14 protein-coding genes are annotated in these 16117 nt (G+C 59.1%); 12 read left to right on the forward strand and 2 right to left on the reverse strand.

All coding sequences use genetic code 11. The annotated features are described in order from the left end of the window. Positions 1-51: 51 nt before the first annotated feature. The 9 genes from PL597_RS20240 to PL597_RS20280 all read left to right on the forward strand — a co-directional run bounded on the left by PL597_RS20240 (position 52) and on the right by PL597_RS20280 (position 11645). A complete protein-coding gene (locus tag PL597_RS20240; protein ID WP_271366115.1) occupies positions 52-1059 on the forward strand; it encodes an ABC transporter permease in 1008 nt (335 codons plus the stop codon). 1 nt (position 1060) lies between these two features. Further along, positions 1061-2197: an ABC transporter permease gene (locus PL597_RS20245; protein ID WP_271366116.1), complete on the forward strand. Its 1137-nt coding sequence runs from the start codon at positions 1061-1063 to the stop codon at positions 2195-2197. Between the two features lie 12 nt (positions 2198-2209). Further along, on the forward strand, positions 2210-3877 hold the full coding sequence (locus PL597_RS20250; RefSeq protein ID WP_077983925.1) for an ABC transporter ATP-binding protein: 1668 nt from the start codon (positions 2210-2212) through the stop codon (positions 3875-3877). A gap of 22 nt (positions 3878-3899) precedes the next feature. Next, positions 3900-5273, forward strand: a complete 1374-nt coding sequence (locus tag PL597_RS20255; protein WP_137411161.1) for an alpha-glucosidase/alpha-galactosidase — start codon at positions 3900-3902, stop codon at positions 5271-5273. Positions 5274-5584: 311 nt separating this feature from the next. Beyond that, positions 5585-6649: an HlyD family secretion protein gene (locus tag PL597_RS20260; protein ID WP_077983923.1), complete on the forward strand. Its 1065-nt coding sequence runs from the start codon at positions 5585-5587 to the stop codon at positions 6647-6649. An 11-nt stretch (positions 6650-6660) separates the two neighbouring features. Beyond that, positions 6661-9429, forward strand: coding sequence for a ribosome-associated ATPase/putative transporter RbbA (gene rbbA / locus PL597_RS20265; protein ID WP_271366118.1), 2769 nt, complete (start codon positions 6661-6663; stop codon positions 9427-9429). Further along, on the forward strand, positions 9426-10544 hold the full coding sequence (locus PL597_RS20270; RefSeq protein WP_416372242.1) for an ABC transporter permease: 1119 nt from the start codon (positions 9426-9428) through the stop codon (positions 10542-10544). The genes rbbA and PL597_RS20270 overlap by 4 nt, the downstream gene beginning before the upstream one ends. A 136-nt stretch (positions 10545-10680) precedes the next feature. Continuing rightward, positions 10681-11283, forward strand: a complete 603-nt coding sequence (locus PL597_RS20275) for a hypothetical protein (protein ID WP_165691259.1) — start codon at positions 10681-10683, stop codon at positions 11281-11283. A 215-nt stretch (positions 11284-11498) separates the two neighbouring features. Next, positions 11499-11645 (forward strand): DUF1127 domain-containing protein, encoded by a 147-nt coding sequence (locus PL597_RS20280; RefSeq protein WP_077983920.1) that lies wholly within the window; start codon positions 11499-11501, stop codon positions 11643-11645. Positions 11646-12049: 404 nt separating this feature from the next. On the opposite strand, the gene PL597_RS20285 is transcribed toward PL597_RS20280, so the two are convergent. Further along, the gene (locus PL597_RS20285; protein ID WP_077983919.1) at positions 12050-12490 is read right to left on the reverse strand and encodes a response regulator; all 441 of its coding nucleotides are present in this window, start codon (positions 12488-12490) and stop codon (positions 12050-12052) included. Positions 12491-12870: 380 nt separating this feature from the next. On the opposite strand from PL597_RS20285, the gene ftsZ reads away from it, so the two are divergent. The 3 genes from ftsZ (at position 12871) to PL597_RS20300 (ending at position 15882) form a co-directional block, all read left to right on the forward strand. After that, positions 12871-13833, forward strand: a complete 963-nt coding sequence (gene ftsZ, locus PL597_RS20290) for a cell division protein FtsZ (protein ID WP_003521714.1) — start codon at positions 12871-12873, stop codon at positions 13831-13833. A 276-nt stretch (positions 13834-14109) separates the two neighbouring features. Beyond that, a complete protein-coding gene (locus PL597_RS20295; RefSeq protein WP_077983918.1) occupies positions 14110-14808 on the forward strand; it encodes a GntR family transcriptional regulator in 699 nt (232 codons plus the stop codon). Between the two features lie 108 nt (positions 14809-14916). Then, positions 14917-15882, forward strand: coding sequence for a dihydrodipicolinate synthase family protein (locus PL597_RS20300; RefSeq protein WP_137411157.1), 966 nt, complete (start codon positions 14917-14919; stop codon positions 15880-15882). A gap of 45 nt (positions 15883-15927) precedes the next feature. On the opposite strand, the gene PL597_RS20305 is transcribed toward PL597_RS20300, so the two are convergent. Continuing rightward, positions 15928-16117: hypothetical protein (locus PL597_RS20305; protein WP_271366119.1), on the reverse strand; the 190-nt coding region annotated here is incomplete at its 5' end.

The following is a 16117-nucleotide window of genomic DNA, read 5'->3' on the forward strand; positions in this document are numbered from 1 at the left end:
TGAAGCGCGGCCGGCAACACACGGCCCATCCAAACCGAGGAAGACCGTTCGATGCTGAGATTTCTGACGATACGCGTGGCATCCGCCATTCCGGTGCTGCTGATCCTGAGCGTGGTGACCTTCGCCATCATTCAGGCGCCGCCCGGCGATTATGCCGACTACATCCGCTCGCAGCTGATGAACCAGGGCGGGGCGTCCTTCGAACAGGCGGAAGCGCAGGCGCAGGCCTATCGTATCGAACATGGCCTCGATAAGCCGCTCGTCATTCAATATTTCAACTGGATCGGGGGCATCGTCACCCGCGGCGATTTCGGCTACAGCTTCTATTACAACAAGCCGGTTGCCGATGTGGTTGGCGAACGCCTGCCGCGTACCATTGCGCTGGCGCTGGTCTGCCACATCCTTGCGTCCATTCTCGGCATCGGTTTCGGCATATGGGCAGCTACGCGGCAATATTCCTGGGTCGATAATCTGCTCTCCACCATCGCCTTCCTCGGCATGACGATCCCGCGTTTCCTGATGGCGCTGATCCTCGTTTATCTCATGGTGTTTCATTTCGACGTGTCGGAGATCGGCAGTTTCTTTTCGCCGCAATATGGTGGGGCACCCTGGTCGTGGGCAAAATTCGTCGATCTCGTCAGCCATGTCTGGCCGGTGGTCGCCATCGCCGTCTTCGGCGGCCTTGCCTACAATATGCGGGTCATGCGCGGCAATCTGCTCGATACGCTGAATGCGCAATATGTCGAGACGGCCCGCGCCAAGGGGCTTTCAGAAGGCGCCGTCATCATGCGCCATGCGGTGCCGAATGCCGTGCACCCCCTCGTCATGTATCAGGGCGTGGTGCTGCCCTATATGTTGAGCGGTGAAATCGAGACCGCGATCATCTTCGCGCTGCCGACCGTCGGCCCGGCCATTGTCGGCTCCATGGCGGTGGGCGATGTTTATGTCACCGCCACCTTCATGATGGTGCTGGCTGCAACGCTGATCGTCGGCAACATCATCGCCGACATGCTGCTCGCCATGCTCGACCCGCGCGTCCGCGAATTCGGGAGGGCCTGAGATGATGGCGTTTGACGACGTGAAAACCGAAACTGCTACCGCGGCAAAACCCGACCGCTCCACCCATGGCAACGAGACCTATCTCGCACTGGTCTGGCGGCGTTTCCGGCGCTCGTTTACCGGCATGGTCGGGCTGGTGCTGGTAGCGCTGTTGATCCTGATTGCCGTCTTTGCGGATTTCTTCGCGCCGATGAACCCGCTTGAAACCAATGCCAGCTTCTCGCCGCCGCAGGTGGTCAGTTTCTTCGACAAAGACGGCAATTTAAGCCTTGCACCGCGCGTCTATGCCATCGCCGAGACGGAAGAACTCGATCCCGTCACCTTCCAGCCCATCGTCGGGCCGGATTACGACAATCCCGTCTATCTCGGCTTCTTCGTCAAAGGTGCGGAATACAGGCTGTTGGGCCTTATCCCGATGAGCCGGCATTTCTTCGGCTCGACCGAGGGCCAGCCTGTCCATTTTCTCGGCACCGACAAGTTCGGACGCGACGTGCTGTCGCGCGCCATTTACGGCTCGCGCATCTCGCTTGCCATCGCCTTAAGCGTCGTCGCCATCGTCACCGTCATCGGCACCAGTGTCGGTCTGATATCAGGATATTTCGGCGGGCCGCTGGATGCCTGGGTGCAGCGTTTTGTGGAAGTGGTGCTGGCCTTTCCCCAATTGCCGCTTTATCTCGCGCTGACCTCGCTCATTCCGGTCACCGCACCGACGACCGTGTTCCTTGTCTTTGTGGTCGGCGTCATGTCGGCGCTTGGCTGGGCGCAGATGTCGCGCGAGGTGCGCGGCAAGACGCTGGCGCTCGCGCGTATCGATTATGTGCGCGCGGCGATTGCCGTTGGCGCGACCGACCAGCGCATCATCTTCCAGCACATCCTGCCGAATGTGATGAGCCATGTGATCGTTGCCGTGACCTTGCATATTCCGAGCGTCGTTCTGCTCGAATCCTTCCTGGGGTTCCTTGGCTTTGCGGTCAAACCACCGCTCATCTCCTGGGGCCTGATGCTGCAGGATACGGCGACCTATTCCGTCATCGGCTCCTATCCGTGGATCCTTGCCCCGGTCGGCTTCGTGCTGGTCACCGTCTTCGCCTTCAACGCGCTCGGCGACGGCCTGCGCGATGCCGTCGATCCCTATTGAGAGGAGCGTGAAATGGAAGCTGCCCAGAACAAGGCCTACGCCCCCGCCATCCGCTTCGATGCCGTTGACCGTCACGACGACGCCATCATCGACGCCCGCAACATTGCCGTGACCTTCAAGGTGGAGCACGGCACGGTGGAGGCGGTGAAGGACATCTCCTTTCAGCTTTACCGGGGCGAGACGATTGCCATCGTCGGCGAGTCCGGTTCGGGAAAATCCGTCACGGCCCGCACGATCATGGGGCTTCTGACGAAGCGGGCTTCGGTTTCGAAATCCGCGACCGTGCGGTTCAACGGTGACGACATATTGAAATTCTCCAGCAGTAAACGCCGGGCGCTGCGCGGAAACCGCATCTCGATGATCTTTCAGGAGCCGATGAGTTCATTGAACCCGATCTATACGATCGGCAGTCAGATCGTCGAGGCGATCCGCGTCCATTCGAAGCTCAGCCGCAAGGAAGCCGAGGCGAGGGCGCTCGATCTGCTGCGGCAGGTGCAGATACCGGAGCCGGAAGCGCGGCTGAAACAATATCCGCACCAGCTTTCCGGCGGCCAGCGGCAGCGTGTGATGATCGCCATGGCGCTTTCCAACGATCCGGATGTGCTGATTGCCGATGAGCCAACCACTGCGCTCGATGTGACGGTGCAGGCGCAGATTCTCAACCTCATACGCGATCTGCAGAAGAAGCGCGGCATGGCCGTGGTTCTCATCACCCATGACCTGACGATCGTGAAGCAGTTTTCCGATTACGTCTATGTCATGCAGCATGGTGAGATGCGCGAGCACAACACAACGGAAAAGCTCTTCGAAGCGCCGCAACACCCCTATACGAAAAAGCTGCTTGCCTCCGAACCGCATGGCACGGCAAAGCCGCTGCCGGAAAAGTCCGGCGTGCTGCTGACGGCAAGCGGCGTGCGCGTCTCTTTCATGATGCGTTACGGCGGGCTGTTCAAACCGGAACTGAAGGAACTGATAGCCGTCGATGGTCTGGGGCTCACCCTCAGGCGGCACGAGACATTGGGCCTCGTCGGTGAATCCGGTTCCGGCAAGACGACCTTCGGACAATCCCTGCTTCGGCTGAACGAGCCGGCGGGCGGCGAAGTGGTCTTTGACGGCGAAAGGGTCGATGGCCGCTCCCGCGCCGAAATGCGGCCTTTGCGTTCGCGCATGCAGATCGTCTTTCAGGACCCATTCGCCTCGCTCAATCCGCGCATGACAATCGGTCAGATCATCGAGGAAGGTCTTGTCGTCAATGGCCTTGGCCGGACGAAAGCCGAAAGGCTGGACCGGGTGCGCGACGCCCTTGAGGCGGCCGGCATGCCCGGCAACATCCTCTCCCGTTTCCCGCATGAATTCTCCGGCGGCCAGCGCCAGCGCATCGCCATTGCCCGTGCGGTGGCGCTGGAGCCGGAATTCATCCTGCTCGATGAGCCGACCTCGGCGCTCGATCTTTCCGTTCAGGCACAGATTATCGACCTTCTGCGCAAGCTGCAGGATGAGCGGGGCTTAAGCTACCTGTTCATTTCGCACGACCTGAAAGTGGTCCGCGCGCTCTGCCACCGCGTCATCGTCATGCAGCGCGGGCAGATCGTTGAGCAAGGCCCTGTCGAGGATGTGCTGAGCAACCCTAAAACCGAGTATACTCAGCGGCTTGTACGGGCCGCCTTTGAAATCGCTTGAATTCACAATGCCGGAGGTAGACATGGCAAGAGATCCCAAGATCACATTCATCGGTGCAGGCTCCACGGTGTTCATGAAGAACATCATCGGCGACGTGCTCCAGCGTCCGGCCCTTTCGGGCGCCACCATCGCGCTGATGGATATCAATCGTGAAAGGCTGGAAGAAAGCGCCGTCGTCGTCAACAAGCTGATTTCGACGCTGGGGGCAAAGGCGAAAGCCGAGACCTACACCGACCAGAAAAAGGCGCTTGCCGGTGCTGATTTCGTTGTCGTCGCCTTCCAGATCGGCGGGTACGAACCCTGCACGGTCACCGATTTCGAGGTGCCACGCAAATACGGCCTGCGCCAGACCATCGCCGATACGCTCGGCGTCGGCGGCATCATGCGCGGCCTGCGCACCGTGCCGCATCTGTGGAAAATCTGCGAGGACATGCTGGCCGTCTGCCCCAACGCCATCATGCTGCAATATGTGAACCCCATGGCGATCAACACCTGGGCGATTGCGGAGAAATATCCGACGATCCGGCAGGTCGGCCTTTGCCATTCCGTGCAAGGCACGGCCATGGAACTCGCCCACGATCTCGATATTCCTTACGAGGAAATTCGCTACCGTTCGGCCGGCATCAACCACATGGCGTTTTTCCTCGAATTCGAACACCGCCAGCCCGATGGCAGCTACAAGAACCTCTATCCGGACCTCGTGCGCGGCTACCGCGAAGGCCGTGCGCCAAAACCCGGCTGGAACCCGCGTTGCCCCAACAAGGTGCGTTACGAGATGCTGACGCGGCTTGGTTATTTCGTCACAGAAAGTTCCGAACATTTCGCCGAATATACGCCCTATTTCATCAAGGAAGGGCGCGAGGATTTGATCGAAAAATTCGGCATCCCGCTCGATGAATATCCCAAGCGCTGCATCGAGCAGATCGAGCGCTGGAAGGGGCAGGCGGCCGCTTATCGTTCGGCCGACAAGATCGAGGTCAAGCCATCGAAGGAATACGCCTCCTCCATCATCAACTCGGTCTGGACCGGCGAGCCCTCCGTCATCTATGGCAATCAGCGCAACAATGGCTGCATCACCTCGCTGCCATTGGATTGCGCGGCGGAAGTGCCCTGCCTGGTCGATCATAACGGCGTGCAGCCCACCTTCATCGGCGAATTGCCGCCGCAGCTCACCGCGCTGATGCGCACCAACATCAATGTGCAGGAACTGACGGTGCGGGCGCTGATGAGCGAAAACCGCGAGCACATCTTCCATGCGGCGATGATGGACCCGCACACGGCGGCGGAACTGGATCTCGACCAGATCTGGTCGCTGGTGGACGATCTGCTGCTCGCCCATCGCGACTGGCTGCCGGAATGGACGCAGGTGGAGGTGAAGCGGGCGCGCGCGGTGTAAGGCGCGGTTGCTGCAGCCAATGAGAGGTGGCGGGTTTTCGTCTGCGGTCGAGTTCACCGAAATGCCTCTCTCGATATTCGATGTCATCCTCGGGACGAGTTGTCTCGAGGATCCAACCACGTAGCGAAACCTCCCTCGCACTTGACTTGTGTCAAAGCCGCAAAACACATCCTCACGTAAACAGCCCTTAACCCGGCCCGTTCTCCTCAAACAGGAGAAATGTCGGGTGCGAATACTAAACGCAAAGGTGGCTGGCTTCTTCGGTTTCATCGTATTAGGGTTGAAATTCGAAGGGTTCATGGGGAAGACGGATGTCTAAAAAAGGCTTGCTCGTTGGTCTGGTGGTTCTGGTTATTGCCGGTATCGCCTATTTCTCCTGGTCAAAGCTGAAGGGTGAGGGGCTTCCCGCCGGATTTGTGGCCAGCAACGGCCGGATCGAAGCAGTCGAAATCGACATTTCCACCAAGACCGCAGGCCGCCTTCAGGACATCATGGTGCGTGAAGGCGATTTCGTGAAGGCGGGGCAGGTGCTGGCGCAGATGGACACCGCCCAGCTGGAGGCGCGGAAGCGTCAGGCCGAAGCACAGTTTCGCCGTGCGAAAATAGCAATCGATACGGCCCACAGCCTTGTCGCCCAGCGGGAAGCCGAAAAAACCTCGGCGCTGGCGGTGGTCGAACAGCGCAAGGCTCAGCTCGATTCTGCCTCCAAGACCTATGCACGCTCGAAACAGCTGCTGACCGGCAACGCCGTTTCGCAGCAGATCGTCGATGACAGTGAAGCCGCCGAGCAGTCCGCCCGCGCCACGCTTGCCTCCGCCCAGGCCTCGCTTGCCGCCTCCGATGCCGCAATCAACGCGGCCAAGGCGCAGATCGTCGATGCCGAGGCGGCGGTGGACGCCGCGCAGGCCGATATTGAAAGCATCGAGACTGATATCGCCGATGCGACCCTGAAATCACCCCGCGACGGCCGCGTGCAATATCGGATCGCCCAGCCCGGTGAGGTGCTGTCCGCCGGTGGACGGGTTCTGAACCTCGTCGATCTCGGCGATGTCTATATGACGTTCTTCCTGCCGACAGCCGAGGCCGGTCGCACGTCCATGGGCTCGGATGTGCGCCTGATACTGGACGCGGCCCCGCAATATACCATTCCGGCGAAAGTTTCCTTCGTTGCCGATGTCGCGCAGTTCACGCCGAAGACGGTTGAAACCGAAGAGGAACGCCAGAAGCTCACCTTCCGGGTGCGGGCGCAAATCCCGCAGGAACTGCTGCAGAAATATATCCAATATGTCAAAACCGGGCTGCCCGGCATGGCCTATGTCCGGCTTGATCCACAGGCCGCCTGGCCGGAAAACCTCGAACGCAATCTTGTCAAGTGAGGGGGGCCGCGATGGTCACGCCCTCCGCAACGAATGACAGAAATGCACCGGTCGCGCGGCTGACCGATGTGCGGCTGACCTTCGGAAGCACCATCGCGCTGGCCGATATATCGGTCGAGATCCCCGCCGGGCGGATGATAGGGCTTATCGGGCCGGACGGTGTCGGCAAATCGAGCATGTTGTCGCTCGTCTCTGGCGCGCGCGCCATCCAGAAGGGCAAGGTGGAGGTTCTGGGTGGTGATATGTCCGATCCGCGTCACCGCGAGGATACCTGCCCGAGTATTGCCTACATGCCGCAGGGTCTTGGCAAGAACCTTTATCCCACCCTGTCCGTCTTCGAGAATATCGACTTTTTCGGCAGGCTGTTCGGGCAGGGCAGTAGGGAGCGGCAGGCGCGCATTGCCGAGCTACTGAAAAGCACCGGCCTCGAGCCCTTCGCCGACCGCCCCGCGATGAAGCTTTCCGGCGGCATGAAGCAGAAGCTCGGGCTCTGCTGCGCGCTGATCCACGATCCTGACCTGCTCATTCTCGATGAGCCGACCACCGGCGTCGACCCGCTGTCACGCCGGCAATTCTGGGAGCTGATCAGCTCCATCCGGGCCGGGCGTCCGGGTATGAGCGTCATCGTTGCCACGGCCTATATGGAAGAGGCGGCCGGTTTCGACTGGCTGGTCGCCATGGACGGCGGCAAAATACTCGCCACCGGCTCACCCGCCGAACTTCTCGAGCGCACCTCCGCACCCAATCTCGACGCCGCCTTCATCGCGCTTCTTCCCGAAGAAAAGCGCAAGGGTTACCACGAGGTGCATATCGCGCCGCGCAAGGTGGCGGGTGAGGCCGATTATGCCATCGAGGCGTCGCATCTCAGCATGCGCTTCGGCGATTTTACCGCCGTCGACAATGTCAGCTTCAAGATTCCGCGCGGCGAGATTTTCGGCTTTCTCGGCTCCAATGGCTGCGGAAAATCCACGACCATGAAGATGCTGACCGGGCTTCTGGCGGCTAGCGAAGGCGAAGCCAAGCTCTTCGGGCACAAGGTGGATGCCAGCGACATGGCAATCCGCCACCGCGTCGGTTACATGAGCCAGGCCTTCTCGCTTTATTCAGAACTGACCGTGCGGCAGAACCTCGATCTTCACGCTCGCCTGTTCAAGCTGCCGGAAGACACCATTCAGCCGCGTATCGCCGAAATGGCCGAGCGTTTCGATCTCGGCGCTGTCATGGAAACACTGCCGGACGACCTGCCGCTCGGCATCCGGCAGAGGCTGTCGCTTGCGGTGGCGATGATCCATTCGCCTGATATTCTCATCCTCGACGAGCCGACCTCCGGCGTCGACCCGGTGGCGCGCGACGGGTTCTGGCAAATCCTTGCCGATCTCTCGCGCAACGACAATGTCACCATCTTCATCTCCACCCATTTCATGAACGAGGCGGAGCGTTGCGACCGCATTTCGCTGATGCATGCCGGTAAGGTGCTGATCAGCGATACGCCTGACGCGATTACCAGGAGCCGCAATGCCGCAACGCTTGAAGAGGCTTTCGTCGCCTATCTCGAGGATGCCTCGGGTGTGAAGAAGGGAAAGCCCGCGACACAGCCCACACCGGCAGCGGAGGTGCCAGCGACGCAACATGCCGCACCCACGCGCAAGAGGTTTTTCGATTTCCGGCGCATGTTCAGCTATACCCGCCGCGAGGCGCTGGAGCTGCAGCGGGACCCCATTCGCGGAACGCTGGCGGTGCTCGGCAGCGTCATCCTGATGTTTGTCATCGGATACGGCATCAATCTCGATGTTGAGGACCTGACCTTCGCGGTGCTGGACCGCGACGATTCCACCATCAGCCGTGACTACGTGCTCGATATTGCCGGCTCCCGTTATTTCATCGAAAAGGAACCGATCCGCGATTATGCCGATATGGATCGGCGGATGCGTGACGGGGAACTCAGCCTCGCCATCGAAATTCCCCCCGGTTTCGGCCGGGATGTCTTGCGCGGCAAAACCGTGGAGGTGGGCGCGTGGATCGACGGCGCCATGCCGCAGCGGGCGGAAACCGTTCGCGGATACGTGCAGGGCATGCACCAGACATGGCTGGCGCGCAAGGCTGTCGAGATTTACGGCAGCGCGGCGACGCAGAGCAGTTTCAGCATCGAAACGCGCTATCGTTACAATCCTGACGTCAAAAGCCTCGTCGCCATGGTGCCGGCGGTCATTCCGCTGCTGCTGATGCTCATTCCCGCCATGCTTTCGGCACTCAGCGTCGTCAGGGAAAAGGAGCTCGGCTCCATCGTCAATCTTTACGTGACGCCGACCACGCGCCTGGAATTCCTGATCGGCAAGCAGCTTCCGTATGTGGCTCTTGGCATGCTTAATTTCCTGCTTCTGACGGCTTTCGCCATCTTCATCTTCCAGGTGCCTTTCACCGGAAGTTATCTCGCCTATGCGACGGGAGCGCTGCTCTATGTCATCATTGCCACCTCCATCGGCCTACTCATGTCGTCCTTCATGAAAAGCCAGATCGCGGCAATCTTCGGCACGGCCCTGCTGACGCTTATTCCTGCAACGCAATATTCAGGCATGATCGATCCCGTTTCATCGCTACAGGGGGCGGGCGCCTTTATCGGCAACATCTATCCCGCTACCTATTTCATGACCATTTCGCGCGGCACCTTTTCGAAGGGGCTGGATTTCGCCGGGCTCTCCGGCTCTTTCCTGCCGCTTCTCATCGCCATTCCGCTGCTTCTCATTGCCGGCGCCGCACTTTTGAGGAAACAGGCGTCATGAAGCTGTTTTCGTCCAACATCTTCCAGCTCGGCATCAAGGAACTGCGCGGCCTTGCGCGCGACGGCATGCTGCTGCTGCTCATTGTCTACGCCTTCACGCTGCAAATCTACACCGGCTCCAGCGCGCTGCCGGAAACGCTGAACAATGCCGCCATCGCCATTGTCGACGAGGATCAGTCGCCGCTTTCCGGCCGCATCAGTACGGCGTTTTATCCACCCTATTTCGCACCGCCGAAGCAGATTTCCATTGCGGAAATGGACAAGCGCATGGATGCGGGTCTCGATACTTTCGCGCTCAACATCCCGCCGGATTTCCAGCGCCGGCTGATGGCCGGGCAGCAGCCGGCCATCCAGCTCAATATCGACGCCACCCGCATGAGCCAGGCCTTCAGCGGCGGCGGTTATGTGCAGAACATCGTAACCAGCGAAGTTCAGGAATATGTCAACCGCTCTCGCGGAGCGACGTCAGCGCCTGTGGACCTGACAGTGCGATCCCGTTTCAACCCGGAGCTGGACAAGTCGTGGTTCGGGGCGATCAACAACATCATCACCGCCATCACCATGCTGTCGATCGTGCTGACGGGGGCGGCGCTCATTCGCGAGCGTGAGCATGGCACGGTCGAGCATCTGCTGGTCATGCCGGTCACGCCGCTGGAAATCATGCTCAGCAAGGTCTGGTCCATGGGCCTTGTCGTGCTGGTGGCCTCGGCATTTTCCCTGTTCGTGGTCGTCAGGGGGCTGCTCGCCATTCCGATCGAAGGCTCGCTTTCACTTTTCCTGCTTGGAACGGCATTGCAACTCTTCGCCATGACGTCGATGGGCATCTTCCTTGCGACCGTCGCAGGTTCCATGCCGCAATTCGGCATGTTGCTGATCCTGTTCCTGCTGCCTTTGCAGGTGCTCTCCGGCGCCATGACGCCACGTGAAAGCATGCCTGATATCATCCAGTACATCATGCTTCTCGCACCCAACACCCATTTCGTCATTCTGGCGCAATCGGTGCTCTTCAGGGGGGCGGGGCTGGATGTGGTCTGGCCGCAACTGCTGGCGTTGCTCGCCATCGGCTTTGCGCTTTTTGTTTTCGCGCTTCGCCGTTTCAGGCGGTTCCTGCGCTGACCCCAGCGCGATCATGCGCCTGTTTCACCCGTTTCCGCGCGCGTTGAATTTATTGTGTTCGGTAACGGTATGTTCGCCTTCCGTGAATATGCCTATGAGGACGACTGGGTAAGCGGGCTTTGTTCAGGAGTAGCAAATGAATATTGCAGCACGTCTGCCACTGGCAGCCATGATCGCACTGGTGGCAACGCCATCCCTCGCGTCGGAAGATATGACGTTGCAGACGAGCGAAGCGATATTCGGCTTTGGCGGCGTCCTGACGAAAGAAGACATGCTGAAAAGTGCAGCCCTCATTCCGGTGGAATATGAGCGCAACGCCATTCTGGGCGGCGGCTATCAGTTCTACCCTTACCATATCGGCAATGTGAAACTCGGCGGCGAAATCGGCGTTGCCGCCAGGTTCGGCAAAGGCTTTACGGGTGAAGTCTGGGCGGGTCCCGTCGCGCGTTACGAGCAGATCAGGCTGGGAGAGCGTCTGTTCATCACGCCAAGCTTTACCGCCGGCCTCAGCCTTGTCACGGATGCGCAGCGGGGCCGCGAGCGTGAACAGGAAATCAAGGACGACGGCAACGCCAATGTCCTGTTTTATCTGGGGCCGGAAATCAACGTGTCCTTCAGCGAGGATTCCCCGACGGAATTTTTCTGGCGGCTGCACCACCGCTCCGGCGGCGGCAAGACGCTGGGCAATATGAAGGGTGCGACGAACGCCAATGTCTTCGGCGTCCGCTATAAATTCTAGGCTGCTCGACGGGGTCCGGGTCTGCAGGCGGCCAAAACTTCAGCCGCCTTTCTCATTTTCGCACGCCACAGGTCGGAACCCGTGCATGCAGCGCATGGGTGGATTGCCTTATTCTGCCTGTTAATTCGTCATCGGAAAGCGCATATAGAGCGCATCAGAAGACGCCGGGACGAAAATGTTACTGACGTCACCTTAACCTCAGAAAGGGTAATGTCATGAACGTAGCACGCAGCTTCAATAACTGGCGCAAATATCGTCAGACCATCAACGAACTCGGCCGTATGAGCACCCGTGAACTGCACGATCTCGGTATCGATCGCAGCCAGATCACCAGTGTGGCCCGCGCCGCCGTTGGCAAATAATCAAGGCCATATCGCCTCATTTGAATATACGAACGCCCGCTCAGCGGGCGTTTTTTGTTTTGGGGATAGCGAAAGCTTCGCGGTGAATGTCCGCCAGATACTCAGGCGGCGATGAAATCGGATGCGAAGGGCGATAATAGTCGCCATGCGTTCAATGCATATCTGCGCTGCAAGCTTTTGCCTATCAAATGCGCAGAAAAATGCTATCTTCCAATCATCGAAAGCGATGTACCTCCTCCCACATCCTTTTGGTAATGCGGGTAATCCTACTCCTCCTCCCAATGGATTACCCCGGGGACAGCGGTTTTCCTCCTCCCATATCGCTGTTCATCTTTTCAGAAAGCCTGCCGCACCTCCTCCCGCGGCAGGCTTTTTTGTTTTACCGGGAGTTTCCAGCGTCAATCTCAATCGAATGGCAGCATCCCGATGGGGGTGACGGCATGTGTGCCGGCCCGTTTGGCTATGGCATAGGAGAGGCACTGCTCCACCGCATCTTGCGGTACAGGCTTGGAAATAACGCCAGCGCCGACACCAAGGTTGACAACGACTTCTGGATTGGCCGTCATGAAAATGACGACGACGCCGTTTTCCGACAGTCTGCGTCCGATTTCCGGTCCGGTCTGCCCGTCCGCAAGGTTGACGTCGACAAAGGCGACGTCAGCGCTCCTGCCGAGCGCGATCGCGTCATCCAGACGGTTGGCAATCCCGATGACGTCGGCTTCATCTTCGGCCTGCATGATGGAATCTTCTATATCCATGGCAATCAGGAATTCGTCTTCAACGATCAGCACGCGCGGCTGCTGCGTGCTGTAACCCGTTTCTCGTTGTAAGACGTCTGCCAACATTTGCCTGCCTCCGTTTTGCGCGCCGCCAGGCGCTGTTGGCTAGCAAACACCCTGAGCGACAACTCGTTCCAAAGTGAGATAAACATAGTGAATAGAGTGTAAACGGCGTGCCTTTTCGGCTATGACGAAGCAATGGCGAAGCATTTGATTCGGTTTGGTTTTCATCTGGGGAAGGGGTGGGAGAACGCTGCCGTAGCGCATCTTTCGCCGCTGGAGCGCAAGTCTTTTGGCCGCAATTTGTCCTTAAGGCCCGCATGGAATTCAAGATGTTACGGCGTCATTCCTTTGCCTGGAGTGGAACGCCGAGACGCCGCCGATCATTCGCGTGCCCCGTTCAGAAACGGTGCCGGACCCGATGAGTTTAGAAAGAGAATAAGACGATGACCCAGTCTCCGCGCGCCACCATTGCCCGCAACACACCCAACATCGCCGTCGTCGGCGTCGGTGGCGGTGGCGGTAACGCGATCAATAACATGATTGCCGAGGGCATTGGCGGCGTCGATTTCATCGCTGCCAATACGGATGCGCAGGCGCTGAAGAAAACCAATGCGCCGCGGTTGGTGCAACTCAGCTCCGAACTGACCGGCGGGCTTGGAGCGGGCGCCGATCCCGAGGTGGGCCGACAGGCGGCGATCGATTCCCTTGACGAGATCATGGATCACCTGAGCGGCTACGACATGTGCTTCATCACCGCCGGCATGGGCGGCGGCACCGGCACGGGTGCTGCCCCCGTTATTGCCGAAGCCTGCCGGGCAAAGAACATCCTGACCGTCGGTGTCGTCACGCTTCCCTTCAGCTTCGAGGGCGCACGCCGCATGAGGGCTGCCGAATATGGCTTCGCCAACCTGCTCAACACGGCCGATACCGTTATCGTCATTCCAAACCAGAACCTGCTGCGCATTGCCGATGCCGGCACGACCTTCGAAAATGCGCTGAAGACGGCCGACAAGGTCCTGTCACTTGGCGTGCGCTGCATCACCGATCTCATCCTGCGCGAAGGTCTGGTCAATCTCGATTTTGCCGATGTGCGCTACGTCATGAAAAATGGCGGCCGGGCTTTGATGGGCACGGCACAGGCCAAGGGTGAAAAACGCGCCTCGGAAGCAGCGGCGGCAGCCATCGCCAACCCGCTTCTCGGTGAACCGTCTCTGAAGGAAGCGCGGGGTGCGCTGGTTTCCATCTCCGGCGGCAACGATCTGACGCTTTACGAGATCGATGAGGCAATGACGCTGGTGCGTGAGGCGGTCAGCGAAGAAACCGATGTGGTGATGGGCGCTTCCTTCGACCCGACGCTGGACGGCGCTTTCAAGATTTCCGTCGTCGCCACTGGCCTGCGCAACTGATAATGCTGGCTTGAGACGGGACACTGCTGGGCGTTTCTTCTCCCTGGCGGGGGAAGAGGCACGCGGCGTGCTCCTCGCTTCCCAAGATCAATCGTCGTTCGTTTAAGCACCCGCGCCACAAACTTAACGATCAAAAGCCGTCGTGTGGAATTTTCGCGACGGCTTTTTGTTGTTTTTGAACGATTATTCCGCCATTCAAAAAAGCGGCGGTGCTGCGCGGCGTTGATCGGGGAAAAATATAATAGTACTCTTTATGTCGACAAGAGGGATTTGATAATGTCTGATATTATTGCTTCTGCCGAGCGTAAGCGCGGCTCTGGCGTGAAGATGGTCTATGACCTGCTGCGCGACGAGATTCTCGATCTGGTTCTGCCGCCGGGCAGCCCCATTGATGAGGTGCAGCTTGCCGAACGGTTCAAGATGTCGCGCACGCCGATCCGCGAGGCGCTGGTGCGGCTTTCGGGCGAGGGGCTGATCGATACGCTGCCGAACCGATCGACCATGGTGTCGAATATCGACTTCCTCAACATGCACACTTATTTCGATGCGCTGGTGCTGATGTATCGGGTAACGACGCAGCTTGCCGCGCAATATCACCGTCCGGAGGATCTGGCCGGCATCCGCGCCCATAATGTGGAATTTGCCATTGCAGTCGAGAAGCAGGATGCGTTGGCGATGATTTCCACCAATGCCGCCCTCCACCTTTCCATCGCCGAAGCCGGGCGCAATCCTTATTTCACCAGCCTGTTCAAGCGGCTCCTGGATGAGGGACGGCGCATTCTCAGGCTTTATTACCAGTCCTATGATGATCGTTTGCCCAAGCGCTTCGTCGATGATCATGAAGAGATGATTGCGGCGATTGCCGCTCGCGATATCGCTCTTTCCGAACGGCTGGCGCGGGAGCACGCCGAACAAATCGTGCGGCAGGTGCAGAAACTTCTGGTGCGAAACGAACGGCTGGAAATAAATCTGTAGCTTGTCGATTTCTTGTCGACAAATAAAATACAAGATAGTAATGTCCTTGTTGAAAGGGTGGCGCGGAGGTGCGTCCATTCCCGAAAAACTGTCCCTTAGGAGCTATTAATGACGGCCAGCATTTTTTCCGGCGTGATTCCCGCCTTGATGACCCCTTGCAAGGATGACCGCAGCCCTGATTTCGATGCGCTTGTCCGCAAGGGCAAGGAACTGATCGCCGATGGCATGTCGGCGGTCGTTTATTGCGGCTCCATGGGCGACTGGCCGCTCCTGACGGACGAGCAGCGCATGGAAGGCGTGGAGCGTCTGGTGAAGGCCGGTATTCCTGTTATCGTCGGCACCGGCGCGGTCAACACGGCATCCGCCGTTGCCCATGCCGCCCACGCCCAGAAGGTTGGCGCCAAGGGTCTGATGGTCATTCCGCGTGTTCTGTCGCGCGGTTCGGTCATCGCTGCTCAGAAGGCTCATTTCAAGGCCATTCTTTCGGCTGCGCCGGAAATCCCGGCCGTCATCTACAACAGCCCCTATTACGGTTTTGCGACCCGCGCCGACCTCTTCTTCGCGCTGCGCGCCGAACACAAGAACCTCGTCGGCTTCAAGGAATTCGGCGGCCCGGCGGATATGCGTTATGCGGCCGAGAACATCACCAGCCGCGATGACGACGTGACCCTGATGATCGGCGTTGATACGGCAGTCTTCCACGGTTTCGTCAATTGCGGCGCCACCGGCGCCATCACCGGCATCGGCAATGTCCTGCCGAAGGAAGTCATTCACCTCTGCAAGCTGTCGCAGGCCGCCGCCAAGGGCGATGCCGATGCCCGCGCCCGCGCGCTGGAACTGGAACAGGCGCTGGCCGTTCTCTCATCCTTCGATGAAGGCCCGGATCTGGTTCTCTATTTCAAGCACATGATGGTGCTGAAGGGCGACAAGGAATACACGCTGCACTTCAACGAAACCGACGCCCTGACCGACAGTCAGCGCGGTTATGTCGAGGCGCAGTTCAAGCTTTTCAACAGCTGGTATGCCGATTGGAGCAAGCTTCCGGGCGCGGTGCAGGCCTGCAAGGCTGCCTAAAGCAGCCGCTGATGTGAAAACAAGAGGCCCGCAAAATGCGGGCCTTCAGACCGCTGACAAACCCGTCGATATTTTCGGCGGGTTTTTTCTTTTTCGGGATGATGACGTTTTGTTGTCGTCTTTTACGATGCTGGATGGGAGATAAGATGAGCCTCGTTTCCTCATCCCCAGGCGGGTTTGGGTGCTTTCGTGAGCGCCATCGCTATTTTCTTGATGTTCTGGGCGCTCGCGGCGA

It is taken from the genome of Agrobacterium sp. ST15.13.013, assembly GCF_027956525.1.
Taxonomy (GTDB): Bacteria; Pseudomonadota; Alphaproteobacteria; order Rhizobiales; family Rhizobiaceae; genus Agrobacterium; species Agrobacterium salinitolerans.